Genomic DNA, 9,994 nt, shown 5'->3' on the forward strand with positions numbered 1-9,994 from the left:
CGCCGCCCGGACGCTGGCCCGGCTTCGCGCCCGGCTTGCCGCGCGGCGGAGCCGGCTTGCGGCCACGCGGCGCGTCGTCGGTCGCGGCCTTGACGTGGCCTTCGGCGTCGAGCTCGACGAACTCGTCCTTGTCGCTGCCCGCGGTCTGCGGCGCGGCGGCCTTGCCTTCGAGCACGGCGTCGGCGGCGGCGCGGACGTACAACTGCACGGCGCGGATCGCGTCGTCGTTGCCCGGGATCGCATAGTCGACCAGGCTCGGGTCGTAGTTGGTATCGACGACGGCGACGACCGGGATGCCGAGCTTCTTGGCTTCCTTGATCGCGATGTCTTCATGGCCGATGTCGATGACGAACAGCGCGTCCGGCAGGCGGTTCATGTTCTTGATGCCGCCGAGCGAGATGTTCAGCTTTTCCGATTCGCGCTTGAGGCCGAGCACTTCGCGCTTGACCAGGCGGTCGAAGCGGCCGTCGGTGGCCATCGCTTCGAGTTCCTTCAGGCGCGCGACCGACTGCTTGACCGTGCGGAAGTTGGTCAGCGTGCCGCCGAGCCAGCGGGCCGACACGTGCGGCATGCCGCAGCGTTCGGCTTCTTCCTTGACCGCTTCGCGCGCCGAGCGCTTGGTGCCGACGAACAGGATCGTGCCGCGCTTCTGCGCCAGGCCCGACAGGAAGTTCATCGCGTCGCCGAACAGCGGCACTGTCTTTTCGAGGTTGATGATGTGGATCTTGCCGCGCGAACCGAAGATGTACGGCGACATCTTGGGGTTCCAGTAGCGCGTCTGGTGGCCGAAGTGGACGCCGGCTTCCAGCATCTGGCGCATCGTGACTTGAGGCATGGTAGTGCTCCGAAAAGCGGGCGCGCACGGCCGATGTGTAAGTGCTGCACCCGGGGTTATGGCCTCCACGTTCCCCCGCGACCGACTTCTTGCGAAGCACCCCGGAGCGGTGACGGAACGTGTGTGGATTCGGCGGAATCGCCGTGGTGGCGGGACTTGCTCCCGGCCTGGATTCACCGGCCGGACCGAGGCGGTACGGGCGGAAAATCCGCGAGAGTATAGCGGGCTGCGTCGGGCAGGGGCAAGCACGGCCCTGGCTTGCGCGCGTCGCCGCGGCCGGGCCCGGCCGCTAGAATGCCCGGCCATAGGGATCACAGGGATGGACGACATGGTATTCCAAGATAGTCGGGCGCGTTTTCCGGGCTGGCTCGCGACGGCCCTGCTGTTGGCCGCAGCGCCCGGGGCGCGCGCCGAACTGCCTTCGCTGAGCCTGACCCTGGTCAAGGATCTCAATACTGCACCTGCGGCTGGTTCCTCGTTTCCGGATGCCTTCGTCGCCGCCGACGGCAGGGCCTATTTCGCCGCCTCGACGCCGGGGGCGGGACGGGAGCTCTATGTCAGCGACGGCACCGAAGCCGGGACGCGGCAGCTTGCTGACATCGTTCCGGGTCCGGACTCGTCCGAGCCGCTGGTCATCGGCGTCGTCAACGGGCAGGTGATCCTGCGCGCGGGTACGACCGCGCCGGCGCGGCAGTTCTGGTCCGTGCCGACCGGCGGCGGTACGCCGCGCCAGCTCACGACGGAAAGCTGGACCGGCGACTACACCGTGCCGTCGCCGCGGGTCGTCGCGACGACGGGCAGCCGTTTTTTGTTCCGTATCGCGGGCGAAAGCGGTGTCTGGTCGACCGATGGCAGCGCGGCCGGCACTGTCCATATGGTCGAGGCTTCGGGTTTCCCGGCTGCCAATACGCTTGCGGCCTGCTCCATGGATGGCTTTGCGCTGCTCGCCGGCAGCAGCGGCCCGGGGCCGTTTCAGCTCGTGCGTACCGACGGGACCGTTGCCGGTACGCAGTCCCTGGCGTCATTGCCGTATTCGGGCAATGCCGTCGCCGCACGCGTCGCGGGCCATTGCTATCTGCTGCTGAACAAGTTCGGCGGCGGCTGGTCGCTGTGGGCCAGCGACGGCACGCCGGGAGGCACGGCCGAGCTCAGCGTCAACAACGGCGCGTCGGCCTATGTCATGGCAGCGACGGGCGATGCGGTTTATTTCAGCGATCGCAACGTCACTCAGGATCGCGTGCGCATGCTGCGCAGCTCGGTCGCGGCACCGCAGCCGCAATTGGTCAAGGAGTTCATCGGCAGCGATCACTGGATCGAGGGGATCCAGGCGGTCGGCGACCGGCTGCTGTTCTTTCACCGGCTCGGGAGTATGCGCACGCTCTATCTCAGCGACGGCACGAGCGCCGGTACGCGTGCCGTATTTCCGCTCGAGCCGGGACAGTCGTTCCGCACGACCGACTTGTGCCCGGTGCCGGGCGGTGTCGTGCTCAACGCCTGGGACGAGCTCAAGCGCCTGGATCTCGCCACCGGTGCGGTGACGCAGGGGCCGGATTCCACGGTGTTCAGGATGGATGCTTCGGTGCTCGTCGGCGGCATGCGGCTCGGACGCGGTCGCGACGAGCAGACCGGTGACGAACTCTGGCGCGGCGACGGCACGCCTGCCGGCTCCAGCCGTGTGGCCGACATCTTCGCTGCGACGGCCGACGGCATCTTCGCCGATGGGTCTCCCGAGCAGGCTTCCTCAGTGCTCGTGGACGACGTGCTGGTATTCACCGGCGCCAGCGATCCCACGGCCGAATTGCCGCTGCGCACCGCGATATGGCGCAGCGACGGCACTGCGGCGGGGACGTATGCGCTGCCGCGAAGCGCCTACGACGACGGATCGACCGCCGCCGTCGCCCGGCTCGGCGACAGCGTGATCTTCGCGACGGGCGGCTGGAGCCATGTGCCGTACGAGATCTACCGCACCGATGCGGCCTTGGGCATGACCACGCTGCTCGCGAGCGGCATCGCCGCTCCCGTGAGCATGCAGTCGTCGGCCGATGGCGGCGCGGTGCTGTTCGGTTGCGACGGCAGCCTGCCGTCGACCAGCTTGTGCCGCGTCACGGCGAACGGCACGGTCACTGCGGCCGGCCCGTCCGGCGTGGATTTCAGCCGCTTCCGGCCGATCGGCGAAATCAGCGGTATCGCCGTATTGCAGCGCACCGAGGCCGGCGAAATCTGGCGCAGCGACGGCAGCGTGCCCGGAACCTTTCCTCTGGGATCGCGGCATGCGCCGTATGGTCCGATACCCGCGGCAGTGTTCGGCGGAAGGCTGTATTTCGTCACCTGCGATGACGCCGGCTGCGCCCTGACGGCCAGCGACGGCAGCATCGCCGGCACCCAAACGGTCTTCGGCTTCCAGGACGCCGAACTGCGCGCGATGGCGGCGCTGCCCGACCGGATCGTGTTCAGTCTCCAATACGCCGCCCGCGTCGAGCTCTGGGCCAGCGACGGCAGCATCGGCGGCACTCAGCGCCTGATCGAGGCCAATGGCTTTCGCTCCACCGCGATCGCGGTCGCCGGCGGCAACGCGCACCTGGTCGCATTCGGCAGTCTGGACGCCAGCGGCGGATACATCGTCAGCGACGGCACCGTGGCCGGGACGCGGCAGCCGCCGCTGCCGGCTTCGTTCGTGGCCTACGACACGACGATGGCGGCATTGGGCGACGTCGCCGTCGTGTTCGGCTGCTATTCCCAGTCCAGCGGTGCCGAACTCTGCGCCGCCGATGCGCAGGGAATGGACGCGCGCGCGTTGCCGGAAACCTCGCCCCGCAGCAGCGGCCTGCCGCCCTCGGTCATCCGGTCGACCGCAAACGGCGCCTATGTCCTCGCAGACGACGGCGTGCACGGACGTGAGCTCTGGTACCTGCGCCGACTCCCGGATGCGCTGTTCGCCGACGGCTTCCAGCCGCCCCGGTGAAGCAGGGTCGTTGAAGCAGGCCGTCCTGCGCCCCATGCTGGGGAGCTGCGGCGGCCTGTTATCATCCGCCGCTTGCGCCCGCCCAGGGAATCGCCGAATTCGAGGAAACCATGCCCGTAACGATCAAGACCCCCGAAGACATCGCCAAGATGCGCATCGCCGGCGCGCTCGCCGCCGAGGTGCTCGAAATGATCGGCCAGTACGTCAAGCCGGGGGTCTCGACCGAAGAGCTGGACCGGATCTGCCGCGAGCACATCGTCAACGTGCAACAGTCGATCCCGGCCAACCTGGGCTACAAGGGATTTCCGAAGACGATCTGCACGTCGGTCAACCACGTCATCTGCCACGGCATTCCCGACGCGCGCAAGATCCTCAGGGACGGCGACATCCTCAACATCGACGTGACCGTGATCCGCGACGGCTTCCACGGCGACACGAGCCGCATGTACTACGTCGGCAAGCCCGAGGTGCGCGCGCAGCGCCTGTGCACGATCGCCTACGAGGCGATGATGCTCGGCATCGCGCAGGTCAGGCCCGGCGCGCATCTGGGCGACATCGGCCATGCGATCCAGAAGCACGCCGAGGCCGCCGGCTTCTCGGTCGTGCGCGAGTACTGCGGCCACGGCATCGGCCGCGTCTACCACGAAGAGCCGCAGGTGCTGCACTACGGCAAGCCCGGCGCGGGCCTGCGCCTCGAGAAGGGCATGTGCTTCACGGTCGAGCCGATGATCAACGCCGGCAAGGCAGCGACGCGGCTGATGCCCGACGGCTGGACCGTCGTCACGCGCGACCATTCGCTGTCGGCGCAGTGGGAACACACGGTCACCGTGACCGACGACGGCGTCGAGATCCTGACTCCCTGGCCCAAGGCGGCCTGACGCCGCGCCGCGCGCAGCCGCCGCGGCGCTCATGCGCTTGCGGGCGGCGCGATCCGGCGTTTACTGTGGATTTCGCCCCCGCCTGCCGCGCCGAGGTCCGATGAGCGCCATCCCGGCCAGACCAGCCCTGCCGCGCCTGCCGGCGGCCGTGCCGCGCTCGGGCATTTCGCCGGAAGCGCGGCTCGCCCTGCGCCAGTGGCTCGGCGACGTGGATCGCTGGTTCGCCGAGGCCTTCCGCGACGGCGTGTCGGCCGACGAGCTCGTGCCGCTGCGCGCAGAGACCTTGCAGCGCCTGCTGCGGCATATCTGGATCGCGATCGTCGGCGAGGCCGCCGGCGCCGCGCTGTACGCGGTCGGCGGCTTCGGCCGCGGCGAGCAGTTTCCGCGCTCGGACATCGACCTGCTCGTGCTCGTCGAGGCGCCGCCGCAGGGCTCGCTCGCGCGTTCGCTGGAAACCCTGTTCACCTGCCTCTGGGACTTCGGCCTCAAGCCTGGCCACGCGGTGCGCACGCTGGAGCAGTGCCGCGAACTCGCGTCGCAGGACGCGTCGGTCTACACGAGCCTGCTCGACGGCCGCCGGCTGGCCGGCAGCGAGCGCTTCGAGCCCGGCTGGGCCGCGCTGCGCGAAGACGCGGACCTCTGGCCGGCGGCGGCCTATCTCGCGGCCAAGCGCGCCGAGCAGGAGCAGCGCCACGCGCGCTACAACGACACGGCCTACAACCTGGAGCCCAATCTGAAGGACGGGCCCGGCGGCCTGCGCAGCCTGCACGTGATCGCCTGGCTCGGCCAGCGCCTGTTCGGCGTGGCCGACTGGCGCGAGCTCGTCGCTCAGGAAGTGTTGTCGGCCGCCGAGATCGCGGCGATCGACGCGGCGCGTAGCGTGCTCTGGCGCACGCGCTTCGCGCTGCACCTGCTCGCGCGGCGCCTGGAGGACCGTCTGCTGTTCGACTACCAGCGCGAGCTCGCGCGGCGCCTCGGCTACGAGGACGAGCACGCGGACAACCTCGGCGTCGAGCAGTTCATGCAGGATTATTTCCGCGCCGCGATGACCCTGGAGCGGACCAACGCGGCGTTCCTGCAGCGCTGCGACGAAGCCCTGGCCGCGCCGGCGCTGTTCGCCGCCGAGCCGGTCGGCGAGCAGTTCGTCGCGATCGGCGATCGGCTGGACCTGCGCGACCCGGAGCTGTTCCTGCGCCGGCCGGCCGCGCTGATCGAGATCTTCGCCGCGCTGGCCGAGAACCCTGCGCTCAAGGGCCTGCGCGCGAACGCGCTCGCGCGGCTGCAGAGCGCGCTGGAACTGCATGCCGACAGCCTGCGCGACGACCCGGCCGTGCAGGCCGCGTTCCTGCGCCTGCTGCGCCTCGGCGCCGCGGCCGTGCCGGCGCTCGCGCGCATGAGCCGGCACGGCCTGCTGGCCCAGTACCTGCCGGCGTTCGGCAAGGTCGTCGGCCGCATGCAGTACGACCTTTTCCACGTGTATACCGTCGACGAACACACCCTGCGCGTGCTGCGCAACGTCGCGCGCTTCGCCGACGCGGCCGCGAGCCGCGAGTTCGCGCTCGGGCACGAGGTCTACCAGCGCGTGGCCAAGCCCGAGCTGCTGCTGCTCGCGGCGCTGTTCCACGACATCGCCAAGGGCCGCGGCGGCGACCATTCCGAGCTCGGCGAAGTCGAGGCGCGTGCGTTCTGCTATCGCCTCGGCTTGCCGGCCAGCGAGGCCGAGCTCGTCGCCTGGCTCGTGCGCTGGCATCTGCTCATGAGCGTGACCGCGCAGCGCCAGGACATCACCGATCCGGACATCGTGCACCGCTTCGCCGTGCAGGTCGGCGAATGGGAACGGCTGGACCTGCTGTATCTGCTGACCTGTGCCGACATCGCCGGCACGAGTCCCAAGCTCTGGAATTCCTGGAAGGACCGCCTGCTGGCCGATCTCTACGTCGCCGCGCGCTACGTGCTGCGCGCGGGCCTGGAGCGGCCGCCGCAGGTGTCGGCGCAGGCCGCCGAATGCCAGGAGCAGGCGCGCGAGATCCTGCTCGCCGACGGCCTCGCCGAGGCCGACGTCGCCGCGCTCTGGGCCGACTTTCCCGAGCAGGCCTTCCTGCGCTACCACCCCGAACAGGTCGCCTGGCAGACGCGGCTGATCCTCGCCGCCGACGTGGCCGACCTGCCGCTCGTCGCGATCCAGTCCGACGGCGTGCGCGGCGGCAGCGAGATCTTCGTCTACGCCGAAGACCGCGACGGCCTGTTCGCGACGGTCGCTGCGACGCTCGACAGGCTCAACCTGTCGGTGCAGGAGGCGCGCATATTGACGACGGCCTCGGGCATGAGCCTCGACACCTTCCTCGTGCTCGACGCCCACGGCCGCGCGCTCGACGATGCCGAGCGCGTCGAGCGCGTGCGCCGCGAACTCGCCCGCGCGCTCGCGCAGCAGCCGTACCGGCCGCAGCTCGCCAAGCGGCCGCTCGCGCGCCCGCTGCGGCATTTCCAGATCGCGCCGCGCATCGCGTTCCGCACCGATTCGGCGACCGGCCGCACCCAGTTGTCGCTGGTCTGTTCCGACCGGCCCGGGCTGCTCGCAGTCGTCGCGCTCGCGCTGCGCGAGCGCCGCATCCGCATTCACGACGCGCGCATCGCCACGTTCGGCGAACGCGCCGAAGACTTTTTCCAGATCACCGACCAGAACGACCGGCCGCTGGGCGCGGACGCCGAGCAGGCGCTGTTGCAGGCCCTGCAGGCGCGCCTCGCCCCCGACGCGGCCGGCATTGCCAAGGAGCACCATGCAAGCACTTGAATCGTTGATCGACGCGGCCTGGGAGCGCCGCGCCGAACTGTCGCCGACCGCCTTCGATCCGGCGCTGCGCACGGCCGTCGACACCGTGCTCGCCGCCCTGGAGAGCGGCGAGCAGCGCGTCGCCGAGCCCGACGGCAACGGCGGCTGGCGCGTGAACCAGTGGCTCAAGAAAGCCGTGCTGCTGTCGTTCCGGCTCACGCCGAACCGGGTCATGCCGGCCGAGCCGGCGCCGTACTACGACAAGGTCGACCTGCGCTTCCAGGACTTCGACGAGGCGCGCTTCCGCGAGCTCGGCGCGCGCGTCGTGCCCGGCGCGATCGTGCGCCGCGGCGCACACATCGGCCGCGACGTCGTGCTGATGCCGAGCTTCGTCAACATCGGCGCCCACGTCGGCGCCGGCACCATGGTCGACACCTGGGCGACGGTCGGCTCCTGCGCGCAGATCGGCGCGGGCGTGCACCTGTCCGGCGGCGCCGGCATCGGCGGCGTGCTCGAACCGCTGCAGGCCGGCCCGACCATCGTCGAGGACGGCTGTTTCATCGGCGCGCGTTCGGAAGTCGTCGAAGGCGTCGTCGTCGAGCGCGGCAGCGTCATCGGCATGGGCGTGTTCATCGGCCAGTCGACGCGGATCTACGACCGCGCGAGCGGGCAGGTCCTCTACGGCCGCGTGCCTGCCGGCAGCGTCGTCGTGTCCGGCTCGCTGCCGGCGGCCGACGGCAGCCACAGCCTGTACTGCGCGGTCATCGTCAAGCGCGTCGACGAGAAGACGCGCAGCAAGACCTCGGTCAACGAACTGCTGCGGGGCGACTGAGATGACGGCAAAAGTATACGGACTGGAAAAGTGCGACACTTGCAAGAAGGCGCGCAACTGGCTGCAGCGGCACAAGGTCGAACACGAGTTCGTCGACTACCGCGAGCAGCGCGTGCCGGCCGACACCCTGAAGGCCTGGGCGCTGGCCGTCGGCGGCTGGGACAAGCTCGTCAACCGCAGCTCCACGACCTGGCGCAGCCTGCCCGAGGCGCGCAAGTCGCCCGAGAGTGCGCCGGAATGGACCCTGCTGATCAAGGAGCATCCGGCCGTCGTGCGCCGGCCCGTGCTCGTGACCGACGACGGCCAGGTCAGCGTCGGCTTCAACGACAAGCTGTTCGCGCAGCGCTTCGCCGGCTGACATGGACGACGTGCTCGATCTGACCTGCGCGCTGATCCGGCGCGCGTCGGTCACGCCCGACGACGCCGGCTGCCAGGCGCTGATCGCCGGACGCCTGCAGCGCGCGGGCTTCCGCGTCGAATCGCTGCGCTACGGCGAGGTCGACAATCTCTGGGCCGTGCACGGCGAAGACGGGCCGACCCTCGCGTTCCTCGGCCATACCGACGTCGTGCCGAGCGGCCCGGCCGCGCAGTGGCAGACGCCGCCGTTCGAGCCCGTGCTGCGCGACGGCCGCCTCTACGGCCGCGGCGCGGCCGACATGAAGGGCTCGGTCGCCGCGTTCGTGATCGCGCTGGAGGATTTCGTCGCGCGCCGTCCGCGGCATGCGGGCCGCGTCGCGCTGCTGCTGACCAGCGACGAGGAAGGCGTCGCGCGCGACGGCGTGCGCCGCGTCGCCGAGACGTTCCGCGCGCGCGGCGAACGGCTGGACTGGTGCGTCGTCGGCGAACCCTCCTCGAGCGCGCGGCTCGGCGACGTCATCCGCGTCGGCCGGCGCGGCTCGCTGTCGGGCTATCTGACCGTGCACGGCGTGCAGGGCCACGTCGCCTATCCGGACAAGGCGCGCAATCCCATCCACGCGTTCGCACCGGCGCTGGCCGAGCTCGCGGCGACGCGCTGGGACGACGGCAACACCGATTTCCCGCCGACCTCGTTCCAGGTGTCCAACCTCGCCGCGGGCACCGGCGCGAACAACGTGATCCCGGGAACGCTCGAGGCCGCGTTCAATTTCCGCTTCAGCACCGAGAGCAGCGCGGCGTCGCTGAGCGAGCGTTGCGAGGCGCTGCTGCGCCGGCACGGCGTCGAGTTCAGCGTGCGCTGGGATCTGTCCGGTGAGCCGTTCCTGACGCGCGGCGGCCCGCTGCGCGAGCAGACGCTCGCGGCGATCGCCGCGGTCTGCGGCATCGCCGCCGAAGCGAGCACCGGCGGCGGCACTTCCGACGGCCGCTTCATCGCACCGCTCGGCGCCGACGTGGTCGAGCTCGGGCCGGTCAACGCAACGATCCACCAGGTCGACGAGCACGTCGCCGTCGCCGACCTGCAGCGATTGCCGGTGCTGTATGCGGCCATCATCGAACGGCTGCTCGCGCATGGCTGAGCGGCGTCGCGTAGCGCTGTTGCTGGCCGCAGGCCTCGGCGTCGCCGCGACGGCCGCGGCCGGCGGGAAAGCCGCGACGACCTTGTGGCTGAACCAGGGCGCGCTCGCGCCGCTCGGGCTGGAACTGGACGAGGACTGCGGCGGCTGCGTCGACGCCGGCCTGCGCGCCGACTACCGCGAGCTGCGCTTCGCCGCCGCCGGCGCCGGCCTGCGCTGGCGCCGCG

The 9,994-nt window shown here is 70.5% G+C and carries 7 protein-coding genes and 1 pseudogene; 7 read left to right on the forward strand and 1 reads right to left on the reverse strand.

Annotated features, from left to right (window positions below):
- On the reverse strand, window positions 1-835 hold an 835-nt coding region (rpsB, locus tag NON22_RS14895; protein WP_257387736.1), incomplete at its 3' end, for a 30S ribosomal protein S2.
- A gap of 58 nt (window positions 836-893) precedes the next feature.
- Here rpsB and NON22_RS14900 point away from each other — a divergent pair.
- The 7 genes and pseudogenes from NON22_RS14900 to NON22_RS14930 form a co-directional block, all read left to right on the forward strand.
- Window positions 894-3,797: a hypothetical protein gene (locus tag NON22_RS14900; protein ID WP_257387737.1), complete on the forward strand. Its 2,904-nt coding sequence runs from the start codon at window positions 894-896 to the stop codon at window positions 3,795-3,797.
- A gap of 110 nt (window positions 3,798-3,907) precedes the next feature.
- Window positions 3,908-4,675, forward strand: a complete 768-nt coding sequence (gene map, locus NON22_RS14905) for a type I methionyl aminopeptidase (protein ID WP_257387738.1) — start codon at window positions 3,908-3,910, stop codon at window positions 4,673-4,675.
- Window positions 4,676-4,775: 100 nt separating this feature from the next.
- Window positions 4,776-7,466, forward strand: coding sequence for a [protein-PII] uridylyltransferase (gene glnD, locus NON22_RS14910; RefSeq protein WP_257387739.1), 2,691 nt, complete (start codon window positions 4,776-4,778; stop codon window positions 7,464-7,466).
- 13 nt (window positions 7,467-7,479) lie between these two features.
- Window positions 7,480-8,277: pseudogene (dapD, locus tag NON22_RS14915) on the forward strand (2,3,4,5-tetrahydropyridine-2,6-dicarboxylate N-succinyltransferase); the annotation flags it as partial.
- Window position 8,278: 1 nt separating this feature from the next.
- Complete coding sequence (locus NON22_RS14920; protein ID WP_257387741.1) at window positions 8,279-8,635, forward strand: Spx/MgsR family RNA polymerase-binding regulatory protein; 357 nt, start codon at window positions 8,279-8,281, stop codon at window positions 8,633-8,635.
- Between the two features lies 1 nt (window position 8,636).
- Window positions 8,637-9,770: a succinyl-diaminopimelate desuccinylase gene (gene dapE / locus NON22_RS14925; protein ID WP_257387742.1), complete on the forward strand. Its 1,134-nt coding sequence runs from the start codon at window positions 8,637-8,639 to the stop codon at window positions 9,768-9,770.
- The coding region (locus NON22_RS14930; protein WP_257387743.1) for a hypothetical protein at window positions 9,763-9,994 on the forward strand (232 nt) is incomplete at its 3' end. The genes dapE and NON22_RS14930, both read left to right, overlap by 8 nt.

The organism is Tahibacter caeni, assembly GCF_024609805.1.
Classification (GTDB): Bacteria; Pseudomonadota; Gammaproteobacteria; order Xanthomonadales; family Rhodanobacteraceae; genus Tahibacter; species Tahibacter caeni.

Coding starts and splice junctions, on each gene's coding strand:
- NON22_RS14900 (WP_257387737.1), top strand. CDS start 894: ATGGCCTCCACGTTCCCCCGCGACCGACTTCTTGCGAAGCACCCCGGA.
- map (WP_257387738.1), top strand. CDS start 3,908: ATGCCCGTAACGATCAAGACCCCCGAAGACATCGCCAAGATGCGCATC.
- glnD (WP_257387739.1), top strand. CDS start 4,776: ATGAGCGCCATCCCGGCCAGACCAGCCCTGCCGCGCCTGCCGGCGGCC.
- NON22_RS14920 (WP_257387741.1), top strand. CDS start 8,279: ATGACGGCAAAAGTATACGGACTGGAAAAGTGCGACACTTGCAAGAAG.
- dapE (WP_257387742.1), top strand. CDS start 8,637: ATGGACGACGTGCTCGATCTGACCTGCGCGCTGATCCGGCGCGCGTCG.